The 24,734-nt window shown below is 72.6% G+C and carries 29 protein-coding genes; 9 read left to right on the top strand and 20 right to left on the bottom strand.

The window, feature by feature from the left end; genetic code table 11:
- Window positions 1-55: 55 nt before the first annotated feature.
- The 3 genes from guaB to AB0G79_RS05305 all read right to left on the bottom strand — a co-directional run bounded on the left by guaB (window position 56) and on the right by AB0G79_RS05305 (window position 3,164).
- Window positions 56-1,558 (bottom strand): IMP dehydrogenase, encoded by a 1,503-nt coding sequence (guaB, locus tag AB0G79_RS05315; protein WP_360800364.1) that lies wholly within the window; start codon window positions 1,556-1,558, stop codon window positions 56-58.
- Between the two features lie 139 nt (window positions 1,559-1,697).
- A complete protein-coding gene (locus tag AB0G79_RS05310; protein ID WP_360800361.1) occupies window positions 1,698-2,300 on the bottom strand; it encodes a sigma-70 family RNA polymerase sigma factor in 603 nt (200 codons plus the stop codon).
- A 252-nt stretch (window positions 2,301-2,552) separates the two neighbouring features.
- Window positions 2,553-3,164 carry a response regulator transcription factor gene (locus AB0G79_RS05305; protein WP_003948568.1) on the bottom strand — a complete coding sequence of 204 codons (612 nt, stop codon included), beginning with the start codon at window positions 3,162-3,164 and terminating at the stop codon, window positions 2,553-2,555.
- Between the two features lie 433 nt (window positions 3,165-3,597).
- Between AB0G79_RS05305 and AB0G79_RS05300 the strand changes: the two genes are divergently transcribed.
- Window positions 3,598-3,978 carry a WhiB family transcriptional regulator gene (locus AB0G79_RS05300; RefSeq protein ID WP_360800358.1) on the top strand — a complete coding sequence of 127 codons (381 nt, stop codon included), beginning with the start codon at window positions 3,598-3,600 and terminating at the stop codon, window positions 3,976-3,978.
- Window positions 3,979-4,124: 146 nt separating this feature from the next.
- Here AB0G79_RS05300 and AB0G79_RS05295 read toward each other — a convergent pair whose 3' ends face one another.
- Complete coding sequence (locus AB0G79_RS05295; RefSeq protein ID WP_360800355.1) at window positions 4,125-5,018, bottom strand: LysR family transcriptional regulator; 894 nt, start codon at window positions 5,016-5,018, stop codon at window positions 4,125-4,127.
- 81 nt (window positions 5,019-5,099) lie between these two features.
- Between AB0G79_RS05295 and AB0G79_RS05290 the strand changes: the two genes are divergently transcribed.
- The 3 genes from AB0G79_RS05290 to AB0G79_RS05280 all read left to right on the top strand — a co-directional run bounded on the left by AB0G79_RS05290 (window position 5,100) and on the right by AB0G79_RS05280 (window position 7,392).
- Window positions 5,100-5,795: an MOSC domain-containing protein gene (locus AB0G79_RS05290; RefSeq protein ID WP_360800352.1), complete on the top strand. Its 696-nt coding sequence runs from the start codon at window positions 5,100-5,102 to the stop codon at window positions 5,793-5,795.
- Window positions 5,796-5,846: 51 nt separating this feature from the next.
- The gene (locus AB0G79_RS05285; protein ID WP_360800349.1) at window positions 5,847-6,620 is read left to right on the top strand and encodes an SDR family oxidoreductase; all 774 of its coding nucleotides are present in this window, start codon (window positions 5,847-5,849) and stop codon (window positions 6,618-6,620) included.
- 70 nt (window positions 6,621-6,690) lie between these two features.
- The gene (locus AB0G79_RS05280) at window positions 6,691-7,392 is read left to right on the top strand and encodes an ester cyclase (protein WP_360800346.1); all 702 of its coding nucleotides are present in this window, start codon (window positions 6,691-6,693) and stop codon (window positions 7,390-7,392) included.
- Between the two features lie 170 nt (window positions 7,393-7,562).
- Here the strand turns inward: AB0G79_RS05280 and groL are convergent, their stop codons facing one another.
- The gene (gene groL, locus AB0G79_RS05275; protein ID WP_360800343.1) at window positions 7,563-9,194 is read right to left on the bottom strand and encodes a chaperonin GroEL; all 1,632 of its coding nucleotides are present in this window, start codon (window positions 9,192-9,194) and stop codon (window positions 7,563-7,565) included.
- Between the two features lie 120 nt (window positions 9,195-9,314).
- On the bottom strand, window positions 9,315-9,623 hold the full coding sequence (groES, locus tag AB0G79_RS05270) for a co-chaperone GroES (protein WP_017239619.1): 309 nt from the start codon (window positions 9,621-9,623) through the stop codon (window positions 9,315-9,317).
- A 358-nt stretch (window positions 9,624-9,981) separates the two neighbouring features.
- On the opposite strand from groES, the gene AB0G79_RS05265 reads away from it, so the two are divergent.
- Window positions 9,982-10,404, top strand: a complete 423-nt coding sequence (locus tag AB0G79_RS05265; protein ID WP_360800340.1) for a DUF6234 family protein — start codon at window positions 9,982-9,984, stop codon at window positions 10,402-10,404.
- A gap of 27 nt (window positions 10,405-10,431) precedes the next feature.
- On the opposite strand, the gene AB0G79_RS05260 is transcribed toward AB0G79_RS05265, so the two are convergent.
- Both AB0G79_RS05260 and AB0G79_RS05255 read right to left on the bottom strand, forming a co-directional pair.
- Complete coding sequence (locus AB0G79_RS05260; RefSeq protein ID WP_360800337.1) at window positions 10,432-10,617, bottom strand: hypothetical protein; 186 nt, start codon at window positions 10,615-10,617, stop codon at window positions 10,432-10,434.
- Window positions 10,614-11,549: a polysaccharide deacetylase family protein gene (locus AB0G79_RS05255; protein WP_360800334.1), complete on the bottom strand. Its 936-nt coding sequence runs from the start codon at window positions 11,547-11,549 to the stop codon at window positions 10,614-10,616. The genes AB0G79_RS05260 and AB0G79_RS05255 overlap by 4 nt, the downstream gene beginning before the upstream one ends.
- A 150-nt stretch (window positions 11,550-11,699) precedes the next feature.
- Between AB0G79_RS05255 and AB0G79_RS05250 the strand changes: the two genes are divergently transcribed.
- Entirely contained in the window at window positions 11,700-12,896 is a 1,197-nt protein-coding gene (locus AB0G79_RS05250; RefSeq protein WP_360800331.1) for an SAM-dependent methyltransferase, read from the top strand.
- Here AB0G79_RS05250 and AB0G79_RS05245 read toward each other — a convergent pair.
- The 8 genes from AB0G79_RS05245 to tsaB form a co-directional block, all read right to left on the bottom strand.
- Window positions 12,835-13,503 carry a hypothetical protein gene (locus AB0G79_RS05245; RefSeq protein WP_360800328.1) on the bottom strand — a complete coding sequence of 223 codons (669 nt, stop codon included), beginning with the start codon at window positions 13,501-13,503 and terminating at the stop codon, window positions 12,835-12,837. The two genes, AB0G79_RS05250 and AB0G79_RS05245, sit on opposite strands and share 62 nt — an antisense overlap.
- Window positions 13,504-13,624: 121 nt before the next feature.
- Window positions 13,625-14,860 carry an RNA polymerase sigma factor gene (locus AB0G79_RS05240; RefSeq protein WP_360800325.1) on the bottom strand — a complete coding sequence of 412 codons (1,236 nt, stop codon included), beginning with the start codon at window positions 14,858-14,860 and terminating at the stop codon, window positions 13,625-13,627.
- 37 nt (window positions 14,861-14,897) lie between these two features.
- Window positions 14,898-15,263: a YciI family protein gene (locus AB0G79_RS05235; RefSeq protein WP_360800322.1), complete on the bottom strand. Its 366-nt coding sequence runs from the start codon at window positions 15,261-15,263 to the stop codon at window positions 14,898-14,900.
- Window positions 15,264-15,396: 133 nt separating this feature from the next.
- A complete protein-coding gene (locus AB0G79_RS05230) occupies window positions 15,397-16,314 on the bottom strand; it encodes a polysaccharide deacetylase family protein (RefSeq protein WP_360800603.1) in 918 nt (305 codons plus the stop codon).
- Window positions 16,315-16,366: 52 nt separating this feature from the next.
- Window positions 16,367-16,621 (bottom strand): hypothetical protein, encoded by a 255-nt coding sequence (locus AB0G79_RS05225; RefSeq protein WP_360800319.1) that lies wholly within the window; start codon window positions 16,619-16,621, stop codon window positions 16,367-16,369.
- Window positions 16,618-17,760, bottom strand: a complete 1,143-nt coding sequence (gene tsaD, locus AB0G79_RS05220) for a tRNA (adenosine(37)-N6)-threonylcarbamoyltransferase complex transferase subunit TsaD (RefSeq protein WP_360800316.1) — start codon at window positions 17,758-17,760, stop codon at window positions 16,618-16,620. Before tsaD ends, AB0G79_RS05225 begins: the two co-directional genes overlap by 4 nt.
- A complete protein-coding gene (gene rimI / locus AB0G79_RS05215) occupies window positions 17,760-18,257 on the bottom strand; it encodes a ribosomal protein S18-alanine N-acetyltransferase (RefSeq protein ID WP_360800313.1) in 498 nt (165 codons plus the stop codon). The genes tsaD and rimI overlap by 1 nt, the downstream gene beginning before the upstream one ends.
- Window positions 18,254-18,910 (bottom strand): tRNA (adenosine(37)-N6)-threonylcarbamoyltransferase complex dimerization subunit type 1 TsaB, encoded by a 657-nt coding sequence (tsaB, locus tag AB0G79_RS05210; RefSeq protein WP_360800311.1) that lies wholly within the window; start codon window positions 18,908-18,910, stop codon window positions 18,254-18,256. Before tsaB ends, rimI begins: the two co-directional genes overlap by 4 nt.
- 175 nt (window positions 18,911-19,085) lie before the next feature.
- Here tsaB and AB0G79_RS05205 point away from each other — a divergent pair, with 175 nt between their 5' ends.
- Both AB0G79_RS05205 and AB0G79_RS05200 read left to right on the top strand, forming a co-directional pair.
- Window positions 19,086-19,628 (top strand): hypothetical protein, encoded by a 543-nt coding sequence (locus tag AB0G79_RS05205; RefSeq protein WP_360800600.1) that lies wholly within the window; start codon window positions 19,086-19,088, stop codon window positions 19,626-19,628.
- A gap of 127 nt (window positions 19,629-19,755) precedes the next feature.
- Entirely contained in the window at window positions 19,756-20,301 is a 546-nt protein-coding gene (locus AB0G79_RS05200) for an EF-hand domain-containing protein (protein ID WP_360800309.1), read from the top strand.
- Between the two features lie 132 nt (window positions 20,302-20,433).
- Here the strand turns inward: AB0G79_RS05200 and AB0G79_RS05195 are convergent, their stop codons facing one another.
- Genes AB0G79_RS05195 through AB0G79_RS05185 form a run of 3 tightly spaced genes read right to left on the bottom strand, consistent with a single transcriptional unit; the run spans window position 20,434 to window position 23,659 of the window.
- The gene (locus AB0G79_RS05195; protein WP_360800306.1) at window positions 20,434-22,104 is read right to left on the bottom strand and encodes an AMP-binding protein; all 1,671 of its coding nucleotides are present in this window, start codon (window positions 22,102-22,104) and stop codon (window positions 20,434-20,436) included.
- Between the two features lie 5 nt (window positions 22,105-22,109).
- Window positions 22,110-23,387, bottom strand: coding sequence for a cytochrome P450 (locus AB0G79_RS05190; protein ID WP_360800303.1), 1,278 nt, complete (start codon window positions 23,385-23,387; stop codon window positions 22,110-22,112).
- Entirely contained in the window at window positions 23,384-23,659 is a 276-nt protein-coding gene (locus AB0G79_RS05185; RefSeq protein ID WP_360800300.1) for a phosphopantetheine-binding protein, read from the bottom strand. Before AB0G79_RS05185 ends, AB0G79_RS05190 begins: the two co-directional genes overlap by 4 nt.
- Before the next feature lie 110 nt (window positions 23,660-23,769).
- Here AB0G79_RS05185 and AB0G79_RS05180 point away from each other — a divergent pair, with 110 nt between their 5' ends.
- Window positions 23,770-24,501 (top strand): SDR family oxidoreductase, encoded by a 732-nt coding sequence (locus AB0G79_RS05180; protein ID WP_360800297.1) that lies wholly within the window; start codon window positions 23,770-23,772, stop codon window positions 24,499-24,501.
- 17 nt (window positions 24,502-24,518) lie between these two features.
- On the opposite strand, the gene AB0G79_RS05175 is transcribed toward AB0G79_RS05180, so the two are convergent.
- A complete protein-coding gene (locus AB0G79_RS05175) occupies window positions 24,519-24,728 on the bottom strand; it encodes a hypothetical protein (protein WP_360800295.1) in 210 nt (69 codons plus the stop codon).
- Between the last annotated feature and the right edge of the window lie 6 nt (window positions 24,729-24,734).

The raw sequence follows: 24,734 nt of genomic DNA, 5'->3' as shown, positions 1-24,734 counted from the left end.
ACGGTCCCGGTCATATGCCGGAACCGCCCCTCACGTGTCACGCACCGCTAGGGCGTCACTTCCTGCTGTAGTTCGGCGCCTCGACGGTCATCTGGATGTCGTGCGGGTGGCTCTCCTTGAGGCCCGCGGACGTGATCCGGACGAAGCGGCCCTTCGACTCCATCTCCTCGATGGAGGCGGCACCCACGTAGCCCATGGTCTGGCGGAGGCCGCCGACGAGCTGGTGCAGGACGTTGGCGAGCGGGCCGCGGTAGGGCACCTGGCCCTCGATGCCCTCGGGCACGAGCTTGTCGTCGGAGGCGACGTCGGCCTGGAAGTAGCGGTCCTTCGAGTACGACTTGGCCTGGCCGCGCGACTGCATGGCGCCGAGCGAGCCCATGCCGCGGTACGACTTGAACTGCTTGCCGTTGATGAAGAGGAGCTCGCCGGGCGACTCCTCACAGCCCGCGAGGAGGCTGCCGAGCATCACGGTGTCGGCGCCGGCGGCGAGCGCCTTGCCGATGTCGCCGGAGTACTGGAGGCCACCGTCGCCGATCAGCGGGACGCCGGCGGCGCGGGCCGCGAGGGACGCCTCGTAGATGGCGGTGACCTGCGGGACGCCGATGCCGGCGACCACGCGGGTGGTGCAGATGGAGCCGGGGCCCACGCCGACCTTGATGCCGTCGACGCCGGCGTCGATCATCGCCTGCGCGCCGTCACGCGTGGCGACGTTGCCGCCGATCACGTCGACGTTGACGCTGGACTTGATCTTCGACATCCAGCTCAGGGCGTTGCTGTTGTGGCCGTGCGAGGTGTCGACGATGAGGAAGTCGACACCGACGGCGGCGAGCGCCTGGGCGCGCTCCAGCGCCTCGGGGCTGGCACCGACGGCGGCACCGACGAGCAGACGGCCCTCGGAGTCCTTCGCGGCGTTCGGGTACTTCTCCGCCTTGACGAAGTCCTTGACGGTGATGAGGCCCTTGAGGACGCCGTCGTCGTCGACGAGCGGAAGCTTCTCGATCTTGTGGCGGCGCAGCAGCTCGATGGCGTCGACGCCGGAGATGCCGACCTTGCCGGTGACGAGCGGCATCGGGGTCATGACCTCGCGCACCTGGCGGCTGCGGTCCGACTCGAAGGCCATGTCACGGTTGGTGACGATGCCGAGCAGCTTGCCGTCCGGGTTGGTGACCGGGACACCGCTGATGCGGAACTTGGCGCACAGCGCGTCCGCCTCGGCGAGCGTCGCCTCGGGGTGCACGGTGATGGGGTCGGTGACCATGCCCGACTCGGACCGCTTCACCAGGTCGACCTGGTTGACCTGGTCCTCGATGGAGAGGTTGCGGTGCAGCACGCCGACGCCGCCGAGGCGCGCCATGGCGATGGCCATGCGGGACTCGGTGACCTTGTCCATCGCGGCGGAGAGCAGCGGGATGTTCACGCGGACGTTGCGCGAGATGCGGGACGAGGTGTCGACCGCGTTCGGGAGCACCTCGGACGCTCCCGGCAGCAGCAGCACGTCGTCGTAGGTCAGCCCGAGTGTCGCGAATTTCTCGGGCACTCCGTCGACGTTTGCAGTCATGACACCTTCCCCAATGGCCTTGATCGGTGCGGATGTCCATGCTAACGGCCTTGGGCGGTGTCTCATTCCACGACCATGATCAGCGAGGAGCTTTGGACGTTCGCACGTGTACGAAAGGGATGAGTGGCGCGGTCGACGCTTACTGCTCGGCCAGCGCCCGCAGCCTGCTGAGCGCGCGGTGCTGCGCGACCCGGACGGCCCCCGGGGACATGCCGAGCATCTGGCCGGTCTCCTCGGCGGTCAGCCCGACGGCGACGCGCAGGACGAGCAGCTCGCGCTGGTTCTCCGGAAGGTTGGCGAGCAGCTTCTTGGCCCACTCGGCGTCGTCGCTGAGGAGCGCGCGCTCCTCGGGGCCGAGGGAGTCGTCGGGTCGCTCGGGCATCTCGTCGGAGGGCACGGCCGTGGACCCGGGGTGCCGCATGGCGGCCCGCTGGAGGTCGGCGACCTTGTGTCCGGCGATGGCGAAGACGAAGGCCTCGAAGGGCCTGCCGGTGTCCTTGTAGCGCGGGAGCGCCATGAGGACGGCGACGCAGACTTCCTGGGCGAGGTCCTCCACGAAGTGGCGCGCGTCACCCGGCAGCCGGTTGAGGCGGGTGCGGCAGTACCGCAGGGCGAGCGGATGGACACGCGCGAGGAGATCGTGCGTGGCCTGGGCGTCGCCGTCGACCGCGCGGCGCACGAGCGCGGCGATCTCCCCCTGCCCGGCGGGCACGGGAGAACCCACGGTCTCGTCGTCGCGCATCGCTCCATGGTGCCCCGACGCTCCTGCGTTCGCGGCACCGCGTCCGTAGTTGTGCACCGAAGCGTTATGAGCAGGTGCGCCGGCACTCATCTCCCGCGCCCTCCCCTCCCGCTCGACCGACTCGTCCCCGAGGAACTCCGCATCCTCCACACCTCAAGGATGCGGCATTCCGCGGGGAAGTGACACAAGCCCACCCCGTCCGCCTCTCGGCGGACGCGATCGAGGACGGGGAGGGCGCCGGTGACCTGCGACTCAGCGCACCAGACCCCAGCGGAATCCGAGCGCCACGGCGTGCGCGCGGTCCGAGGCGCCGAGCTTCTTGAAGAGGCGCCGGGCGTGGGTCTTGACGGTGTCCTCGGAGAGGAAGAGCTCGCGCCCGATCTCCGCGTTGGACCGGCCGTGGCTCATGCCCTCCAGGACCTGGATCTCGCGCGCGGTGAGCGTGGGCGCGGCGCCCATCTCGGCCGAGCGGAGGCGGCGGGGGGCGAGCCGCCAGGTCGGGTCGGCGAGCGCCTGCGTGACGGTGGCCCGCAGCTCGGCGCGCGAGGCGTCCTTGTGCAGGTACCCGCGGGCGCCGGCGGCGACCGCGAGCGCGACGCCGTCGAGGTCCTCCGCGACCGTCAGCATGATGATCCGGGCGCCGGGGTCCGCGGAGAGCAGCCGGCGGACGGTCTCGACGCCGCCCAGGCCGGGCATGCGCACGTCCATCAGAATCAGGTCCGAGCGATCCGCGCCCCAGCGGCGGAGGACTTCCTCGCCGTTGGCCGCGGTGGTCACACGCTCGACGCCGGGCACGGTCGCGACCGCGCGGCGGAGCGCCTCTCGGGCAAGCGGGGAGTCATCGCAGACGAGGACGGATGTCATGACTGACCTCCGTGGCTCTCGCAGCTGTTGCGCGTCACCTTGAGCCTCCAGGGCTGGTACGTATCGTCACCTGTGCGATTGACGCTCTCGGACACCTGCCCGATCGCCTGTTCCTTCAACCGCCTCCGCACTCTCAACGACGGTCACTCGAAAGAGTTACGGGTCGGACGGCAGCCTTCCGCACTCTACGTGAGGACACGTAAGCGGAGGAGAGCGACGCGGCCTATCTGCCCTCGATCGAAACCTATTGCCCCATTTAGCCGGTTTTCTTCCCTTTTCGCAGTGTCTGTGGCTAGATTCGCAATGAGTCATATTTACATCTACTTCGACAGTAGTTGTACTACCCGAGCCGACGGGGCCCGAGGAGCCCCGGACGATCAGCCATCCACCCGCCCACCAACCCGTTCGACACGGTTTCAAGGGGACAAGCGCAATGGCAGATTTCTCCCGCCTTCCCGGACCCAACGCCGATCTGTGGGACTGGCAACTCCTCGCGGCCTGCCGCGGAGTGGACAGCTCCCTATTCTTCCACCCCGAGGGAGAGCGCGGCGCGGCACGGAGTGCGCGCGAGAACTCGGCGAAAGAGGTCTGCATGCGGTGCCCGGTGCGCGCGGAGTGCGCGGCACACGCACTCGCCGTGCGGGAGCCCTATGGCGTATGGGGCGGCCTCACCGAGGACGAACGCGAAGAACTCATGGGACGCGCAAGGAACCGCCTGATCGCGGCGGCGCCGACGGCGACACCGGTCCGACCGGTCACGCCCATGACCGCATCGGCGGCGGCCGCGGGCCGCCCGATCGTGGAGCACATGTGAAGGAACGTTTCCCCAACGATGGTCGGGCCGACCGCGAGGACGGGGCCTGACCCGAACCCGGAGCGAACCGCGCCCACGCGCGCGTGGTGACGCGGGTACGCCCCGTACACCTGCGCGCGCGTGGCGGCGCGGGCCCCGTACGCGCGCTACGCGCGCGTGGCGGCGCGGCTCAGTTCGTCCAGGGTGGCCGCGACCGCCGGGACCTGCGCCAGGTCCGGCAGCGTCAGGGCCACGATCTCCCGCTCCACCGCGGGCTCGACCGTGACGGTCCGCGCCCCCTTGGGCCGTACGGACTCGATCGCGAGCTCCGGCAGGACGGCGACGCCCAGGCCCGCGCCGACCAGGCCCACCACGGCCGGGTAGTCGTCCGTGGCGAAGTCGATGCGCGGGGTGAAGCCCGCCTCCTCGCAGACGTCCACGAGCTGGCGGCGGCAGCGCGGGCAGCCGGCGATCCAGGAGTCGTCGGCGAGTTCGGCGATGCCCACCGACTCGGCCCCCGCGAGCCGGTGCCCCTCCGGGACCAGGCCCACCAGGCGGTCCGCCAGGAGCGGCCGGACGACGAGGTCGTCCCACTCTGCCTGCCCCGCTCCGTACCGGAAGGCGAGGGCCACGTCGCAGTCGCCCTCCCGCAGCATCTCGATCGAGCGCGGCGGCTCGGCCTCGACGAGCGAGACGCGGGTGCCGGGGTGCGCGGCGCGCAGGGCGGCGAGCGCGGTGGGGACGAGGGTCGAGCTGCCGCTCGGGAAGGAGACCAGGCGGACGCGGCCGGCCCGGAGTCCGGCGATGGCGGCGACCTCCTCCTCGGCGGCGGTGAGCCCCGCGAGGATGCCGGAGGCGTGCCGCACGAGGACCTCGCCCGCCTGGGTGAGGCGCATCTCGCGGCCCGTCCTGATGAGCAGCGGGGTGCCGGCGGAGGATTCGAGCGCCTTCATCTGCTGGCTGACGGCGGGCTGGGTGCAGCCGAGTTCGCGCGCGGCGGCCGAGAAGGATCCGGTGGCGGCGACGGCGCGCAGGACGCGGAGGTGGCGGGCCTCGATCATGACCTCAAGCATAAGCGAGTCTTGGGTGAATCGCCGAATACCCAGGTGATCCTTTGAGCTAAATCCCCGTAAAGTACCCGCATGACCTCGCCCACGACCTCGTCGACCCTGCTCAGCGTGAACGCCGGCCGCGCCAGGGCCGCGGACTACACCGAGTCCGCCAGCGGCATGACGGGCATCGACAAGCGCCCCGTCGCCGGCCCCGTCCGCATCCAGGACCCGGGCGCGACCGGCGTCGGGGGGAGCGGAGTCGCCGGGGACACGATCTGCGACCTGAGGTTCCACGGCGGCACCGACCGCGCCGCGTACGCCTTCGCCCGCGAGGACATGGACCTGTGGGAGCGGGAGCTCGGCCGCGAGCTGGCCGCCGGCTCGTTCGGCGAGAACCTCACCACGCGCGGTCTCGACGTCAACAACGCCCTGATCGGGGAGCGCTGGCGGATCGGCGACGAGCTCGTCGTCGAGGTGACGGGCAGCCGGATCCCGTGCCGTACGTTCGCGGGCTTCGTCGGCGAGAAGGGCTGGGTCAAGCGGTTCACCCTGTCGACCGCCGGACCCGGCGCGCTGCTCCGGGTGATCGAGCCGGGCGAGGTCCGGGCCGGGGACCCGATCGCGGTCGTCCACCGGCCGGACCACGACATCACGGTCGCCCTGCTGCACCGCGCGTCGACGGTCGAACGCTCGCTGCTGCCGCGGACGTTGGCGGCGGCGGAGTGGATGGAGTCGGGGCTCCTCGCGCTCGCACGCCAGTACGCCGGGAAGTACGCGGGTGCGTAAGACCGGTTCCAGGACGGGGCCCCCCGCGCGCCGGGGCACTACCGTGCCCGTATGACGACTGCACTGATCACAGGCGCCACCGCGGGCATCGGCGCCGCTTTCGCGCGGAAGCTGGCGGCGGACGGGCACGACGTCGTGCTCGTGGCACGGGACGTGAAGCGGCTGCGGGAGCAGGCGACCGAACTGCACGACCGGCACGGCGTCGAGGCCGAGGTGCTCGCCGCGGACCTCTCCGAGGAGGAGGGCATCGCCGCCGTCGAGGCGCGGCTCTCCGACCCGAAGCGACCCGTCGACCTGCTCGTGAACAACGCCGGTTTCGGCAACAAGGGCCGCTTCCTCGAAGTCTCCATGGCCGACGAGCTGAAGATGCTGACGGTCCACTGCGAGGCCGTCCTCCGGCTGACCTCGGCCGCCGCGGAGGCGATGAAGGGACGGGGCAGGGGCGGGGTCGTCAACGTCGCCTCGGTGGCGGCCTTCCTGCCGCGCGGCACGTACGGCGCGTCGAAGGCGTGGGTCGTGCAGTTCACCCAGGGCGCCGCGCGGGACCTCGCGGGCAGCGGCGTACGGCTGATGGCGCTGTGCCCCGGCTTCGTACGGACGGAGTTCCACGAGCGGGCCGGGATGGGGACGGACAACATCCCGGGGTGGATGTGGCTGGACGCGGACAAGCTGGTCACCGCAGCCCTGTCCGACCTGCACCGGGGCAGGACGCTGTCGATCCCGGACCCGCGCTACAAGGCCCTCATGGGCGTGGTGAAGCTGGCGCCGCGCGGCCTGCTCGGCGGGGTCTCGTCGAAGGCGGGACGGAAGTACGGTCCCCAGTAGCCGCGGGGGCACCGGGACCTAGACTGGAAGGGTCCTGGGGGTCTGGGGGTCTGGGTCCGGAGGCGGCGCCATGACATTCGTACAGATCATCGACTGCAAGACCAGTCGGGTCGACGACCTCAACCGGCTCATGGACCAGTGGGTCGAGCAGACCGAGGGCAGGCGGACGGCGGTCCACAGCATCGTCGGGAAGGACCGGTCGGACGCGTCGCACGTCGTGGAGATCGTGGAGTTCCCCTCGTACGACGTGGCCATGCGGAACTCCCAACTGCCCGAGACGGACCGGATCTTCCGGGAGATGGTCGCCCTCTGCGACGAGATGCCGACCTTCACCGACCTGGACGTCGTCCGGGACGAGGCGCTCTACAAGGCCAACGTCCGCCGCTTCTTCGAGCTGATCTCGACCAGCGACGAGGAGCTGCCGCCGCTGGACGAGGTGTTCGCCGAGGGGTACCACGACCACGACCCCACCAACCCGCAGGACGCCTACGGCATGGACGCACTGCGCCGCGAGGCGGAGATGTGGCGGGGCGCCTTCGACTTCGCCTTCACCATCGAGGACCAGCTCGCCGACGGGGACCGCGTCTGCACGCGCTGGACGTGGAACGGGACGCACGTCGGCGACTTCATGGGGATCCAGCCCACCGGGCAGAAGGTCTCCATGACCGGCACGGTGATCCACCGCTTCCGGGACGACGGGAAGGCCGTCGAGGGCTGGTGGCAGTACGACCTGCTCGGCCTGATGGGCCAGCTCGGCGCCGTCGAGGCCTGACGGCCTGAGCGCGAGCGGCACGGCACGGCACGGCACACGACACCCGACGAACGGCACTCGACGCACGACACCCGGCACACAGCACCCGACGCACGACGCACACGCACCGAGGCCCGGTGCTCCCGCGACGGGAGCACCGGGCCTCGGTGGTCAGTCAGCTGCTACGGGCCTCAGTGGGAGTGGCCGTGGCCGCCGTGGGAGTGACCCGCGTCCGCCGGCTCCTCCTCCTTCTTCTCCACCACGAGGGTCTCGGTGGTGAGGAGCAGGGAGGCGATCGAGGCGGCGTTCTCCAGGGCGGAGCGCGTGACCTTCACCGGGTCGATGACGCCGGCCTTGACCAGGTCGCCGTACTCGCCGGTCGCGGCGTTGAAGCCCTGGCCCTTGTCGAGCTCCGCCACCTTCGAGGTGATGACGTAGCCCTCGAGGCCGGCGTTCTCGGCGATCCAGCGCAGCGGCTCGACGGCGGCGCGGCGGACGACCGCGACACCCGTGGCCTCGTCGCCGGTCTTGTCGAGGTTGCCCTCGAGGACCTTGACGGCGTGGACGAGCGCGGAGCCACCACCGGAGACGATGCCCTCCTCGACCGCGGCGCGGGTCGCGGAGATGGCGTCCTCGAGACGGTGCTTCTTCTCCTTGAGCTCCACCTCGGTGGCGGCGCCGACCTTGATCACGCAGACGCCGCCGGCGAGCTTCGCGAGGCGCTCCTGGAGCTTCTCGCGGTCCCAGTCGGAGTCCGTGGACTCGATCTCGGCCTTGATCTGGCCGACGCGACCGGCGATGTCCTCGGCGTTGCCGCCACCGTCGACGATGGTGGTGGAGTCCTTGGCGATGGTCACGCGGCGGGCGGTGCCCAGCACGTCCAGACCGGCCTGGTCGAGCTTGAGGCCGACCTCCTCGGCGATGACGGTGGCACCGGTGAGGGTGGCCATGTCGCCGAGCATCGCCTTGCGGCGGTCACCGAAGCCGGGGGCCTTGACGGCCACGGCGTTGAAGGTGCCACGGATCTTGTTGACGACGAGGGTGGAGAGGGCCTCGCCCTCGACGTCCTCGGCGATGATCAGGAGCGGCTTGCTGCCACCGGCCTGGATGACCTTCTCCAGGATGGGGAGCAGGTCCTGGATCGAGGAGATCTTGCCCTGGTTGATCAGGATGTACGGGTCGTCGAGGACGGCCTCCATACGCTCCTGGTCGGTGACCATGTACGGGGACAGGTAGCCCTTGTCGAAGGCCATGCCCTCGGTGAAGTCGAGCTCCAGGCCGAAGGTGTTGGACTCCTCGACGGTGATGACACCGTCCTTGCCGACCTTGTCCATCGCCTCGGCGATGAGCTCGCCGACCTGCTGGTCCTGCGCGGAGAGCGCGGCGACGGCGGCGATGTCGGACTTGTCGTCGATCGGGCGCGCGGTGGCGAGCAGCTCCTCGGAGACGGCCTTGACGGCGGCGTCGATGCCCTTCTTCAGGGCGGCCGGGGAGGCGCCGGCGGCGACGTTGCGCAGACCCTCGCGGACCAGGGCCTGGGCGAGCACGGTGGCGGTGGTGGTGCCGTCACCCGCGATGTCGTTGGTCTTGGTCGCCACCTCCTTCACGAGCTGGGCGCCGAGGTTCTCGTACGGGTCGTCGATCTCGACCTCGCGGGCGATCGTGACACCGTCGTTGGTGATGGTGGGGGCGCCGAACTTCTTGTCGATGACGACGTTGCGGCCCTTGGGGCCGATCGTCACCTTCACCGTGTCGGCAAGCTTGTTGACGCCGCGCTCAAGGGCGCGACGGGCGTCCTCGTCGAACTTCAGGATCTTCGCCATGGGAGCGGTTCAGCCCTCTCGGATTCGGGTGGAACGAACGGCGCCCCCGGACGCCCGGTGCGGGGTCAAGGGGCGCAGCTCAAAGCATCTGGTTGCAGATACTTCGGTTACTTCGGTGAATTACTTCTCGACGATCGCGAGCACGTCGCGAGCCGAGAGGACGAGGTACTCCTCGCCGTTGTACTTCACCTCGGTGCCGCCGTACTTGCTGTACAGCACGATGTCGCCGGTCTTGACGTCGAGCGGCAGGCGCTCGCCGTTCTCGAAGCGGCCCGGGCCCACGGCCAGGACGACGCCCTCCTGGGGCTTCTCCTTGGCGGTGTCCGGGATGACCAGGCCAGAGGCGGTGGTCTGCTCGGCGTCGAGCGGCTGGACCACGATGCGGTCCTCGAGCGGCTTGATGGCAACCTTGGAGCTGGTGGTCGTCACGATCCGACCTCCCCCTTCGGAGATTACGGGGTTAACTGTCTGAGGTGGCGACCAGGTGGATCCGTCGTCGCGGGTGCCGGACCTGCCCGTCGCTGTGTTGGCACTCTCCAGTGGGGAGTGCCAGACCTGAGACTATGACCGCGATTAGCACTCGGTCAAGCGGAGTGCCAATTCCTTGCCATCGAGCGCGTCGCCGCACCCGTCGTCCCGGCTGTGCCCCGTCTGTCGTCCCGGCTGCGTCCCGGCCGTCGCCCCGGCCGTCGCCCCACCCGTCGCCCCGGCCGTCGTCACACCCCCGTGGCCGTCCCGTGAGGACAACGTGCTCGCGGAGCCCGCGGTTCCGTACGAGGGTGCGGGCATGGCGACCACACCCCGCCCCCGGGTCCGCACGGTCCACGACGTCCTGCTCGCCCTGGCGCTCCTCCTGCTCGACGCCGGGTTCGTCCTCTTCGCCGCCTTCAGCCTCCTCATGCGCGGCTGGGGGTCCACTCTCGACCAGCCGCGGACCGGGCCGCCGCCCATGGACTGGGTGCCGGTGCTGACCTTCGGGGCGATAGCGGCCGGGATCGCGCTCCTGGCGTACGCGCTGTACCGCGGCGGCTGGTCCTGGGCGCCCGGGGGCCAGTTCGCGGCCGCCCTGCTGCTCGGCCTGGCCACGGTGGCCGGAGGGACGGAGGAGTGGACGCGCTCGCACCCCGCCCCGCCGCCGGCCCCCGCCCCGGCGGAGCAGCGCTGCGTGTGCACCAGCGGGGGCGGGCCGTGCGAGTGCCCGGGAGGGTGAGCCCCGCCTCGCCCTCCCGGGGAGTCCTCAGCCCCGGGGAAGCCCCTCCGCCCGTACGTGCTCCACGTCCGCGCGGCGGCCGTCCCCGTCGCGGGTCTGTTCCACCGCCTTGCGGCCGAGGCGCTCCAGCGGGTCGACGGCGGAGGCGCAGCCGGTGAGGCCGAGCAGCAGGGCCGCGGCGACCAGGGCACCCGTACCGCGCCGCCGGCTCATACGTAGTCCTCCAGCTTCGCGACCGCGTACCCCTTCGCCGTGATCACGTTCATCACCCGCCGGACCATGTCGGGCATCGTGCCCTTCCAGTCCCCCTTGCCCCGGAAGTGCGTGAGGACGATGTCGCCGGGGTGGAGGTCCCGGTCCCACTCGCGCCACTCCATGTGGTCGGGGAAGGCCTCGGCGGCCCACAGCGGCACCGCCTTGACGCCGCAGGTCTTCGCGGCGCGCAGGGTGTCCTCGTTGTAGTTGCCGTAGGGCGGGCGGAAGAGCGGGGGCCGCTTGCCGAATCGTTTCTGGATGACGTCCTGCATGCCGCAGATCTCGCGCTTCTGCTGCGCGTACGAGAGCGCCGGCAGGTAGCGGTGGTTGAGCGTGTGGTTGTGGAGGGCGACCCCCTCCGGCAGCGACTTCTGCATCTTGGCGAAGTAGGGGTAGTCGTCCTTGACGACGTAGTCGCTGAGGAAGGCGCTGTACGGGATGCGCAGGTCCTTCATCATCCGCAGCAGTTCGGGGTCCTTCTCCGCGCCGTCGTCGATCGTCAGGAAGACGACCTTCTGCTTGGTCGGGACGGTGGTGAAGACCGGCGGCAGACCCTCCCCGTCCGTCTCGAAGCCCTTGCGCGTGGTGATGCGCGGCTTGGTCTTCGGCGGGGCCGGGGCCTCCAGCGGGGTCTTGGCGAGCCCCCACTTCCGGGCGGCGAGCACGCGCGCGGCCCGCTGCTGCTTGACCTTCTCGACGTACGCGCTCAGGGCGCCGCCCGGCCCGGCCGCCTGGCCGCGCCCCTGCTGCCCCGGCGCGGGGGCGGGCGCCCCGCGCTCGCCCCCGCGCTCGGGGGCCTCGTCGGAGCAGGCGGTGGCGGCGGACGTGAGTGCTGCGACGACGAGAGCGGCCCCGAGGGTCCGCCGGAAAAGGTGCGCGCTCTTCACCATAAATTCTTCCTCTTGTCGTACTAGTCGTACTAGCCGTATGGCGCCGCATCCTGTCAGCGTTCGTGGCTCTGTGTGACACGACACCGCCAATCCGTCACCTCCGTCCCCCGGGCGGCCCACAGCGCCCCGGGACCCACGGCAGGCACCACAATGGGACGGGTGACCGACCTCGCCACCTCCGCCTTCACCGCCCTGCTCACGCCCGAGGGGCAGACGCTCCTCGCCGCCCTGCGCGACTACGACCCCTCGCAGGAGCTCGCCGTCGTCTCCCGGCTGCGCCGCGACCACCCGGCGGAGCTCGTCACGGCGGCGGTCGGGCAGGCCCGGCTGCGGCAGCGCGCGGTGGCGAAGTTCGGCGCCGAGGACGCGTACCGGATGTACTTCACTCCCAACGGCGTCGAGCAGTCGACCCGCGCCTCCGTCGGCGCCTACCGCGCGGCCCGCCTCAAGGCGCTCGGCGTCGGCAGCGTCGCCGACCTCTGCTCGGGCATCGGCGGCGACGCCATCGCCCTCGCCCGCGCCGGGATCTCCGTCCTCGCCGTCGACCGCGACCCGCTGACCGCCGTCGTGGCCCGCGCGAACGCCGAGGCGCTCGGGCTCGCCGAGCTGATCGAGGTGCGCGAGGCCGACGTCACCGAGATCGACACGGAGCCGTACGACGCCGTCTTCGTCGACCCGGCGCGGCGCGGCGGCCGGGGCAGGATCTTCGACCCGGAGGCGTACTCCCCGCCGCTCTCCTGGGCCGTCCGGGCCGCCCGTACGGCCCGGGCCGCGGCCCTCAAGGTGGCACCCGGCATCCCGCACGAGGCCGTCCCCGAGGAGGCCGAGGCCGAGTGGATCTCGGACGGCGGCGACGTGAAGGAGGCGGTGCTCTGGTTCGGCACGGACCCGGGCGCGCGCCGCGCCACCCTCCTGCCCTCGGGCGCCGGGATCACCGGCCGCGGCCTCCCCGACCCGGCGGTCCGCCCGGTCGGCCGCTACCTGTACGAGCCCGACGGCGCCGTCATCCGCGCGCACCTGGTCGCCGAGGTGGCCGAGGAGCTCGGCGGCGGACTGGTCGACGAGACGATCGCGTACGTCACGGCGGACGAGCTCACCCCCACCCCGTACGCCTCCGCCTACGAGATCACCGACGAACTCCCCTTCAACCTCAAGAAGTTGAAGGCCATCCTGCGCGAACGCGAGGTCGGCACCCTGACGGTGAAGAAGCGCGGATCGGCCGTCGAGCCCGAGGAGATCCGCCGCAAGGTGAAGCCGAAGGGCCCCAACTCCGCGACGGTCCTGCTCACTCGGGTCGCGGGTGCCCCGACGATGCTGATCGGCCGGCCGGCGGACGGGGGGCGCTGAGCCGCACCGCGAAGCGGTAGTGGCCGAAGGCCTTGGCCAGGCCCGTGAGTCCGGTGGTCCAGAAGATCAGGGCGGCGCCCATGCCGTACGCGACGAGGCCGTAACCGCCGTCCTCCCACCGCGCTTTCGCGGGCACGGCGAAGCCCAGCCAGAGGCCGGTCCCGCACAGCGCGAAGGACACCACGAACCAGCAGGCGCTGCGGACGGGAGCACGCAGCCGCTCGTCGGTCGGACCGTGCCGGTCGAGGGCCGCCCACTGGGCGAGGAGCCCGCGGGCGACCCGGTCCCGGTAGTGGCTGCGGGCCGTCAGCCAGACGACGGGGACGAGGAGGCCGACGCCGAGGACCGCCGAGAAGACGCCGATCATCAGCGTGATCCCGTCGGGTCCGGGTCCGCCGATCACGATCAGCAGGAAGCCGACGAACGCCCACCCCAGCTGGAGCAGGGCGCACCACACCAGGAACATCGCCATCCTCCCCGCGCCGAGCAGCCGCCAGCCGAGCGCGTCGAGCGCGAGCGCCCGGTCGGCGACGCGCGCCTCCCGGTCGGGCCAGGCCTGGAGCTCGGCGGGCGGGGGCGGCGGAGGGAGCGGGTTGCGCGGAGACATGACAAGCACCCTAGAGGGACCGCGCAAACGCGCCCCGCCCCTCCCCCGCCCCTGCCCCTGCCCCTACCTCTGCGCCCGCGCCCGCGCTACCCCCGCCGCCCCCTTTGCTCCCGCCCGTCCCTCACCCCGACTCCCCCGCCCGCTCACGCAGCAGCTCCCGCTCGCGGGCGTTCCGGGTGAGCGAGGCCGCGCGCGCGAACTCCGCCCTCGCCTCCGCCGTCCGGCCCAACCGGGCGAGGAGGTCGCCGCGCACGCTCGGCAGCAGGTGGTAGCCGGCGAGGGCGGGCTCCTCGGCCAACGCGTCGACGAGCGCGAGTCCGGCCTCCGGGCCGTCCGCCATCGACACGGCGACGGCCCGGTTCAACTCGACCACCGGGGAGGGCGCGAGGGCGGCGAGACGGCCGTACAGGGCGGCGATCGTCGCCCAGTCCGTGGCCTCGTACGTCTCCGCCCGTGCGTGGCACGCGGCGATGGCGGCCTGGAGGGCGTACGGCCCGTACGAGCGGCCGTCCCCGGCACGTGCGAGGGCGGCGAAACCGCGCCGGATCAGGAGCCGGTCCCAGCGCCGCCGGTTCTGCGCGGCGAGCAGCACCGGCCGCCCGTCGGGGCCGGTCCTGGCCGCCGTGCGGGACGCCTGGAGTTCGAGGAGCGCGGCGAGGCCCTGCGCCTCGCCCTCCTCCGGCACGAGGGCGGCGAGGCCGCGCGCGAGCCGCAGCGCGTCCTCGCAGAGGGCGGGCCGCAGCAGGTCGTCGCCCGCGGTCGCCGCGTACCCCTCGTTGAAGATCAGGTAGACGACTTCGAGGACCGATCCGAGCCGGGCGGCCCGCTCCTCCCCGTACGGCACCTCGAACTCGACGCCCTCCCGCGCGAGCGTCCGCTTGGCGCGGGTGATCCGGGCGGCGACGGTCGCCTCCGGCACGAGGAAGGCGCGCGCGATCTCCTCCGTACGGAGCCCGCCCACGAGCCGCAGCGTCAGGGCCGCCCGCGCGGCCGGGGAGAGCACCGGGTGGCAGGCGGTGAAGACCAGCCGCAGCACGTCGTCGTCGATGTCGCCCGGCCCCGGGGGCTCCGGGTCGTACGAGGCGTCCGGGAGCTCCCTGCCCACCTCGGCGAGCTTGCGGGCGTACGTCTCGCGCCGTCGCACGAGGTCGACGGCGCGGTTCTTCGCGGCGGCCGTGAGCCAGGCGCCCGGCCGTTCCGGGACACCCGACCCCGGCCACTGTTCGAGGGCGGCGACGAAGACGTCCTGGGCGATCTCCTCGGCGATGCCGACATCGCGCACGATCCTCGCCACGGTGGCGATGATCCGTGCCGACTCCATCCGGAAGACCGTCTCCAGGGTGTTCTCGACCGTCACGGTTCACATGACAGCACAGGCGACGCCCCGGCGCGGGTCAGCCTTCCGGCATCTCCTCGACCTCACGGACCTCCAGGCCGACCTTCCAGTGCGGCGGGTGGACGGCGAGGAACCGCTTGCCCCACTCGACGGCCTCGGCCATGTCCTTGCACTGGAGCATCGCGTACCCGCCGACGACCTCCTTGGTCTCGGTGAACGGGCCGTCGGTGTACGACAGCTTCCCGTCCGACCAGGTGATCCGGGTGGACTCGGCGGTCGGCCGCAGCCCGGCCGTGTCCAGCATCGCGCCGGCCTTGGTGATCTCCTCGAAGAGCGCGCCCATCCGCTGTTCGAAGCCGGGGTCGGCGCTCTCCATGTCGATGGTGTTCTCCTCGATGCGGACGAGGGACAGGAAGCGGGGCATGACGACTCCTCGGGGTGCGGTTCCTACGGATGCGGTGACGGGGCCGTTCCCCGCCTTCCACTCATACGTCGAACGGGATCGGCCCGCATCGACACCGCGCCCGGAAAAGTTCCGGACGGAGCCCGGCGCCCCCTCAGACGTAGTCCTCCAGGCGCGCCACCGTGAAACCCTGCTCCTGGATCCGGCGCAGCATCGTCGCCGTCATCTCGGTCATCGTCCGGCCCTTGAGCTCGGACGGGCCGCGGAAGTGGGCGAGGACGATGTCGCCGGGGTGGAGCTTCCGGTCGCCGCGCTGGTACTGCATGTTCCTGATCTGCATGGACTCGCGCCACAGCACGATCGCGTCGACCCCGCACTCGCCGGCCGCCGCGCGCGTGGCCTCGTTCCAGTTGCCGTACGGCGGGCGGAAGAGGCGCGGGGCCGTCCCGTACCGCTCCGCCAGCTTCGTCCGCTGGCCGCAGATCTCCCGGCGCTGGGCCTCCCGGGTGAGCGTCCGGAGGTTGGGGTGGGTGAGGGTGTGGTTGGCGACGCCGTGGCCCTGGGCGACGAGCGGGGCGAAGTACGCGTAGTCGCCGCGGATCGCCGAGTCGGTGAGGAACATCGTCACCGGGATCCCGAGGTCCCTCATCATCGTGACGAACTCGGGGTCCTTCTCGGCGCCGTCGTCGATCGTGAGGAAGACGATCTTCTCGGTGGTGGGGATCTCGCTGATGACGGGGACCGGGCCGCCGGGCGCCCGCAGGACCGGCTTGGTCGCGGGCGGGGCGGGCGGGGCGGGGAAGGGCTTGAGGCCCCATTTCCGGTACGCGGCGGCGGCGGCGTCCCCGGCGGGCGCCTGGCTCGCGGACGCCTTGCCCGAGTCCGAGCCGGCCTCGGCACCGGCACCGGTATCGGCATCGGGCGCCGCCATGCCCGCCTCGTTCCCCACCGCGGGCGGCGCCGGGAGACCGCCGGGGCCGCCCGGTCGCTCCGCGGCGGTCTCCGCCGCGCAACCGGTCGTCAGGAGAGTCGCGACGGTCAGAACCGCCCACCACGCGATCGTCTTCTTCACGTTCACGCGCTGTGGGATGCCCCGAAAGGGCAAAAGGTTGCGCCCGCGACCGCTATTCCACCGATTCGAAGCGCCACCGGTGGACCGGACGGGTGATCAGCTCCGCGTCCGGCTCCGGCAGTTCGGGCAGCTCCGCGTCGAAGACGTCCGCGTCCCACCAGGTCAGGACGAGGACCCGGTCCTGCGGCGCGCGGAGGATCTCCCGCCGCACCGGTTCGTAGGCCAGGGTCTGCGCGCGCGCCCACTCCAGGAGCTCGCCGCCCCTGCCCTGGGCCGCCCTGGCCTCCCACATGAGCGCGAGCCTCACGAGTACAGGTTCTCCTTGCTGACCTCGTGCACGTGATCGTGGTCGTGGCCGTGGCCGTGGCCGTGATCGTGGTCGTGATCGTGGTCGTGCGCACGACCGGGCACGTGCGGGTCCGTCACCGGCAGCGACGAGTCCGCCGACAGCTCCAGGTCCGAGGCCGGCCGGTTGCGGGCCACCATCTCGGAGCCGAGCGCCGCGACCATCGCGCCGTTGTCGGTGCACAGCCCCGGCCGGGGCACGCGCAGCCGGATCCCGGCCCGCTCGCAGCGCTCCTGGGCGAGTGCCCGGAGCCGCGAGTTCGCGGCGACGCCGCCGCCGATCATCAGGTGGTCGACGCCCTCGTCCTTGCAGGCGCGTACGGCCTTCCGGGTGAGGACGTCCACGACGGCCTCCTGGAAGGACGCGGCCACGTCCCGTACCGGCACGTCCTCGCCGGCCGCCCGCTTGGCCTCGATCCAGCGGGCCACGGCGGTCTTGAGGCCGGAGAAGGAGAAGTCGTACGCGGGGTCGCGGGAGCCGCTCAGTCCGCGCGGGAAGGCGATCGCGTTCGGGTCGCCCTCCTTCGCGAGCCGGTCGATGACCGGTCCGCCGGGGAAGCCGAGGTCGAGGACGCGGGCGATCTTGTCGAAGGCCTCGCCGGCCGCGTCGTCGATCGTGGCGCCCATGGGCCGCACGTCGGAGGTGATGTCGGAGGAGAGCAGCAGCGAGGAGTGCCCGCCGGAGACGAGCAGCGCCATCGTCGGCTCGGGCAGCTTGCCGTGCTCCAGCTGGTCGACGCAGATGTGCGAGGCCAGGTGGTTGACGCCGTACAGCGGCTTGCCGAGGGCGTACGCGTACGCCTTGGCCGCCGAGACGCCGACGAGCAGCGCGCCCGCGAGCCCGGGTCCCGCCGTGACGGCGATGCCGTCGAGGTCCTTCGCGGAGACCCCGGCCGTCTTCAGGGCGCGCTCGATCGTCGGGACCATCGCCTCCAGGTGGGCGCGGGAGGCGATCTCGGGCACGACGCCGCCGAAGCGGGCGTGGGTGTCGACGCTGGAGGCGACGGCGTCGGCGAGGAGCGTGGTGCCGTGGACGATGCCGACGCCGGTCTCGTCGCACGAGGTCTCGATGCCGAGCACGAGGGGTTCGTCAGCAGCCATCAGATCTCAGTCCCAGTTTCTTGAACGGTCAGTCGCATCACGAGCGCGTCGACGTTTCCGGGCTGGTAGTAGCCGCGCCGGAAACCGATGGGCTCGAAGCCGAAGCGCTCGTAGAGCTTCTGGGCCCTGGTGTTGTCCACGCGCACCTCGAGGAGGACCTCGTCGCACTCGAAGGCGGTGGCGTGGTGGAGCAGGTCGGAGAGGAGCCGGGCACCGAGGCCGGTGCCCCACTGGTCCCGGGCGACGGCGATCGTCTGCACGTCGCCGAGGCCGCCGGCCGCGGCGAAGCCCGCGTACCCCACGAGCCGCTGCCGGCCGGTCGCGTCCGCGGACTCCGCGACGATGTAGCGGCGGGTGGCGCCGGGTCCGCGGGAGTGGGCCAGCTCGGACCAGAACATCCCCGCCGACCAGGCGTCCTCGGGGAACAGCTCGGCTTCGAGGGCGAGGACGGGCTCGATGTCCCACCACCGCATCTCGCGCAGGACGGCGGTGCTCACTTGGGGGTGACCACCTTGTAGTTCTTCGGCACCTGCGCGTCGGGGCGGCGCAGGTACATGGGCAGCGGGTCGAGGAACCCGCCGTCGCCCTTGGCCAGCTTCTCCGCCGCGAGGGCGGCCAGCGCGGCGGCCGACTGGTGCTCGGGGTCGCGGGCGTCGGGGAAGGCCTCGGGGTAGAGGCGGGCGCCCGCGCCGACGACCGGAAGGCCGGCGAGCTCCTCGGCGATCTCGGCGGGCCGGTCGACGGCCGCGTCCGTCACGCGCGTGCGTGCGTCGGCGTACCGCGCCCAGTAGACCTCCTTGCGGCGCGCGTCCGTGGCGACGGCGAAGGGCTCGTCGATCCCGGAGGCGTACGCGAGGCCGTCGAGGGTGCACAGGCCGTGCACCGGGACGCCGAGCGCGGAGGAGAAGGCGGCGGCGGTGACGAGACCGACGCGCAGACCGGTGTACGGGCCGGGGCCGACGCCGACGACGACGCCGGTGAGCGCGTCGAGCTTCAGCCCGGCCTCCTTGAGGACCCGGTCGACGGCGGGGAGCAGCAGCTCCCCGTGGCGACGGGCGTCGACCTGGCTCTCCGAGGCGACGACGGTCTCGCCGTCGTGGAGGGCGACGGTGACGGCGGGGGTGGCGGTATCCATGGCGAGCAACAGCACGCGAACAGCCTACGGCTCCGGCGGCGGACCCCGCCCCGGGACGGGGTCCGGGCGGGCGGACCCCCGCGCGCACCCGGGCACGGCGGCCGGGCCCGAGGGGCGCCGACTGCTACCGTCACCCTTCGATACGTTCGTACGAGAGGTGGGCACGGTGGCACGGAGCAGCTCGGGAATCGTGGCCGGGCTCACGGCGGCGGCGGTCGCCGCGGTCGCCTTCCTCGCCTACCAGGCCTCGGCCAGCGCGCCCGCCGACCTCTCGGCGAAGCCGACGACGCCGGGCGTGGCCAGTCCCTCCGCCTCGGCGACCGGCGGCCCGAAGCAGCCGCCGAAGAACCCCCTCGCGATCCCTGCGGACTCGGGCGTCGGCGAGCGGGTCGTGTACGCGCTCCACGACCGCCGCGTCTGGCTGGTGGACGAGAAGAACAAGGCCACGCGCACGTTCTCGGTGATGCCGAGCACGGTCCACCCCGCGCCGGGCGGCTACCGGGTGACCTCGCGTTCGGGTTCGGTGCGCGGCTCGGACGGCGTGCAGATCGAGCACGTGGTGCGGTTCGCGACGACCCAGGACGTGGCGATCGGCTTCAGCGCGGCGGTCGACGGCTCGACGCCGTCCCCCGACCCCTCGAAGAAGACGGGCGGCATCCGCATGAAGCGGGCCGACGGTGACGCGTTGTGGTCGTTCGCGACGATCGGCTCGAAGATCGTCGTCGTCGACTGACGGAAGCCCCTCCCCAGGGCCCTCGATCACGGTCTGCCCCGATCGAGTGAAGATTGATCTCTCTCCGTAACTGGACGTGTACGCTGCGTAACGCGTCCAACCCCCCACGAGAAGAGAGGGCACCCCTATGCCCACGAACCTGCTGACCCGCAAGATCGGCCGTCACTTCGACCTCGTCGACACCAACGGTGACGGCAGCATCACCTGGGACGACTTCGAGCTGATCATCTCCCGCATGGCGAAGGAGTTCACGCAGTCGGTCTCGTCCCCGAAGATCATCGCCCTCAGCGACGCCTACCAGGGCCTGTGGGACGGCCTGCGGGAGAGCATGGACACGGACGGCGACGGCGAGATCAGCCGCGAGGAGTACGTGGCCGGTCTGGAGTCCGACGCCGCGACGGGCGAGGGCTACCGCCGCCTCGTCGTGCCGGTCGCGAAGGCGATCATCGCGCTCGGCGACACCGACGGCGACGGCCGCCTCGACAGCGAGGAGCTGGCCCGGATCCACGCCGGCCTGGGCATGGGCGACAAGGACCACCAGGAGGCCATGGCCCGCATCGACCTCGACGGCGACGGCTACGTCACCGAGCAGGAGCTCGCGCAGGCCATCGAGGAGTTCTTCCTGAGCGACGACGAGAACGCGGGCGGCAACCACCTCTTCGGCAAGATCTGACGCCGACGACGTACGGGTGGGCGCCTCCGGTCTCGGGGACCGGCGGCGCCCACTGCCGTGTCCGGCACCGGGCGCCCTGCACCGGGGGCCCAGTGCCGGATGCTCGGTGCCGGGGGCTCAGTGCCGGGGGGCTCAGCTCCGTGCGTCCAGGAGGTCCCGCACCCGGCCCCGCTGCCACTTCCCGCTGGTCGTCCGCGGCAGCCCCCCGGGCCGTACGGGCTCCACGTGGACGGCCGCGATCCCCAGCCGCTCGGCGAGCGCCCGGCGGATCGACCCGGCCACGGCCTCCGGGTCGCCGCCGGGGGCGATCTCCGCGGCCACGACGAGCCGCTCCCTGGCGTCGTCCGCGAAGGCGACACAGTTCCCCCGGTGGACGCCGGGCTGCTCGCGGGCGAGGTTCTCGGCGTCCTCGGGGAAGTGGTTCTGCCCGTTGACGATGATCATCTCCTTGCGGCGGCCCGTGACGAAGAGGTCCCCGTCCAGGACGAACCCGAGGTCGCCGGTGCGCAGCCAGGGCCCGTCGAAAGCGGTCGCGGTCGCGGCGGGGGCCGCGTAGTACCCCGTGGTCACGGCGGGACCGGCGATCTGGATCTCGCCGAGCCGCCCCGGCGCGCAGGGGGCGCCGTCCGCGCCGGCGACCCGGAGCCGCATGCCCTCGACCGGCCGCCCGACGCCGACGAGCGCCTTCGCCCGGGGGTCGTCGGCCGGCACCGGGACGGCGAGGCCGTCGTCGGCGAGCCGCGACCGGTCGAGGTGGACGACCCGGGGCTCGGCGCCGGGCGGCGGGAAGGCGACGGCGAGGGTCGCCTCCGCCATGCCGTACACCGGGTACATCGCGGAGGCGGCGAGCCCGGCGGGCGCGAGCCGCGTGACGAAGGCGTCGACGGTGGCGGCCCTGACGGGCTCGGCGCCGTTGAAGGCGAGCCGCAGCGGCGAGAGGTCGAGCTCGGCGAGCAGCTCGGGGGTCGCGACGGCGGCGAGGCGCGCGTACGAGAAGTCGGGGCCGGTGAGGACGGTCGCCCGGGTCTCGGAGAGCAGCCGCAGGAGCCCGGCGGGCCGCCGGACGAAGTCCATCGGCGGCACGAGGTGCACCCGGCCGCCCGCGAAGAACACGGAGAGCGGGCCGAAGAGGCCCATGTCGTGGAAGTGCGGCACCCAGGACACCATCACGTCGTGACGGTCCATCGCGGCGGACGTGACGATCGCCCGGAGCCCGGCGAGGACGGTCGCGTGGGAGAGCATCACGCCCTTGGGAGCGGAGGTGCTGCCGGAGGTGAACTGGACGACGGCGAGGTCGCGGGGCGCGACCCGTGGCAGTACGGCCTCCGGCGCCTCCCCCACGCCGCCGCCCTCACCGCTCAGCTCCCCCCCGTTCCCTTCCGCCCCGCCTTCCTCCTCCCCGACGAGGGTCACGGCGGGGCACAGCGCCCGCACCGCGCGGGCGGTGTCGAGGCACTCCCGGTGGACGACCAGGTGCCGCATCCCGGCGGCGGCGACCGCCGGGGCGAGCCGCTCGGCCTCCCGCTCGGGCAGGCCGACGGCGGCCGGGAACATGCTCGCGGCGGCCCCGGCGCGCGCGATCCCGAGGAGTCCGACGAGGACGAGCGGGCTCGTCGGCGCGAGCACGCCGACGACCTCGCCCGGCCTCACCCCGGCGGCGACCAGCCGGTGGGCGAACCGCGTGGCGGCGGCGTCGAGCTCGGCGGCGGTGAACCGCTCGCCGGTACGGGGGAAGGCCACGGAGGCCCCGGCGCCGAGGGCGCGGACGGCCTCGCAGAGCGTGAGTCGCTCGAAGGGATCCATGGAGGTCACCGGGGGATTCGGTCGAGGCGGACGAGGAGGGGACGGGCCGGGGTGACGGTGGAGCCGTTGAGGGAGACGTCACCCACGTACGGGCCCGGCGGGACCGTCAGCCGGAACTCCCGCACCACCGCGGCGGCGAGGAGCTTGGTCTCCAGGGTCCCGAGGTGGAGGCCCGCGCAGATGCGGCGCCCGGAGCCGAAGGGCGTGAGCGCGTACCGCCCGTGCCGCTCGCCCTCGGTGAAGCGCTCCGGCCGGAACGCGTCGGGCGCGGCGAAGGTGCCGGGGTCGCGCTGGGCCTCCCCCACCGCGTAGAACACCTCGGAACCGGCGGGCACCCGGGTCTCCCCGCACACCAGGTCGGTGAGCGCCCGACGGGGCAGCCAGGCGAGCGGCGGGTGCAGCCGGGCGGTCTCCTGGAAGACCGCGTCGAGGAACGGCCCGTCCAGGAACGACCCGGCCGGGAACGGCCCGTCCGCGAAGGGCTCGGCCGGCGGGCCCCCGACCTCTCTCCGTACGGCCTCCTGGGCCTCGGGGTGCCGGGCGAGCAGCCACAGCAGGCGGGCGGAGAGGTAGCCGGTGGTCTCGTACCCGGCGAGGATCAGGATCGCGATGTTCTCCGCGACGACGTCGTCCGACGGCGGCCCCGGCAGCGCGCGCAGTCGCCGTACGGGCCCGTCGGCCGGGTCGCCGTCGCGGAGCCGTACGACCGCACCGCGCAGCAGCTCCCGCACCCGCCGCCGGGCCCGCCCCACCCGCCGGGCGGCGCGGTTGCCGCCGGGCGTCCCGAGCTCGCCGTCCGGCGGTGTCCGCAGCTCGCCGTAGAGCCCGTACAGCTCCTCGGCCTCCCTCTCGTCGAGTCCGGCGAAGAGCCGCGCGGCGACGGCGAAGGCGGTGGTCTGGGTGACGGCGTGCAGATCGAAGGGGCTGCCCACGGGCAGCGAGGAGACGGCCCTCCCCACCACCTCCTCGATCGTCCCCCGGTGGGCCGCGACGGCGGCGCTGCGGAGCAGGGGCATGAGCGCCTGGCGGTACGTGCGGTGCGGCTCGCCGTCCAGGTTGAGGACCCCGCGGCCGAACCGGCCGCCGAAGACGACGTCCCAGCCCTCCGCGTGCGAGAGCGTGGAGTCCGGGGCGGCGAAGAAGACCTCGGCGGCCTCGGGGCCCGAGGGGCTCAGCCGCCCGCCCGCGTGCGGGCAGGGGGCGGTGAGCACCGCCGTACCGCCGCCACCACCGTCACCACTGCCACTGCCACCGCCACCGCCCAGGACGTCGACGGCGCTCACAGGAGCGCGTCCTCGGCGACGGCGATCTGCGCGACCAGCTCGTCGAGCGTCGACGGCGTCACGAAGATCCGGGGATCCACCTCGTCCTCGACCCCGAACTCCTCCTCGAGCATCACGAGCAGCTCGACCCGGGCCACCGAGTCGAGCCCGAGGTCCGCCGCGAGGTGCTCGTCACCGGTGATCGGCACCCCGGCGAGCTCGGGCCTGAGCTCCCGCAGGGCCGCCACGAGGACCGCCCGCACCTCCGACCTGGTCATCCGTCGCTCGCTCACCGTGCGCACCCCGCACCCCATCCGCTCGCCGTCCCGACCCACGCGGAGAATGCTACTCTACGCAACGTTTTACCCACACAGAGTAATCGTCAAACGGGAGCGAGACCACGATGGCGGCAAGCCTGGCAGGGCGGAACGCGCTGGTCACGGGCGGTTCGCGGGGCATCGGCCGCGCGATCGTGGAGCGCCTGGCCGCCGAGGGCGCCCAGGTCGCCTTCGGCTTCCACCGGGCCGAGGAGGCGGCACGCGAGGTCGCCGCCGCCACGGGAGCGCACGCCATCCGCGCCGACCTCGCCGACTCGGCCGAGGTCGCCGCCCTCTTCGACCGCGCGGAGGAGGCCGTGGGCGCGCTCGACGTCCTGGTGGCGAACGCTGCGGTGTGGCTCCCGCACGCGCGGATCGAGGAGGCGAGCGAGGAGACCTACGACCGGGTGATGGCGGTCAACACGAAGGGCACGTTCCTCGCCCTCCAGCACGCCTCGACGCGGCTGCGCGACGGCGGTCGCGTGATCACGATGTCCTCGATCGGGGTCCGCCGCCCGACCCCCGGCAACGCGGTGTACGCGGCCAGCAAGGCGGCGGTCGAGCAGTTCACGGCGGTGGCGGCGCAGGAGCTCGGCCCGCGCCGGATCACGGTCAACTGCGTGGCGCCCGGCGCGACGGACACCGAGATGCTGCGGCAGTCCATGCCGCGGCGCCTGATGGAGCGCGCCGCCCGCAACACCGTCCTCGGCCGACTCGGCACGGGCGACGACATCGCCGGGATCGTGACGTTCCTGGCCGGTCCGGACGCGGCCTGGATCACGGGCCAGACGATCTCGGCGACGGGCGGACTGCTCTGAAGCGGCGCGGCAGGGGGTTACGCGGCCTTCCGGCCGACCCCGCCCTGCCGCAGCACGGTCTCCACGACGGCCCCGGACTCGGCGGCTCTCTCCGCGCCGTCCTGGGACTCGACTCTGCGCGGTGGCGTGGAAACGGCCTGGACGGCGGCACCGAAGGCCAGCAGCTGGCCGATCGAGACCTGCTCCCGGCCCTGGTCGCCGTTTTCCGCGCGCTGTGGCGTCGCCATGCATGC

This window comes from Streptomyces sp. NPDC020807, from assembly GCF_040641575.1.
In the GTDB taxonomy this organism is placed as follows: Bacteria; Actinomycetota; Actinomycetes; order Streptomycetales; family Streptomycetaceae; genus Streptomyces.
Note: the sequence above shows the minus strand (reverse complement) of the source record. Positions and strands in the feature narration are given on the sequence as shown.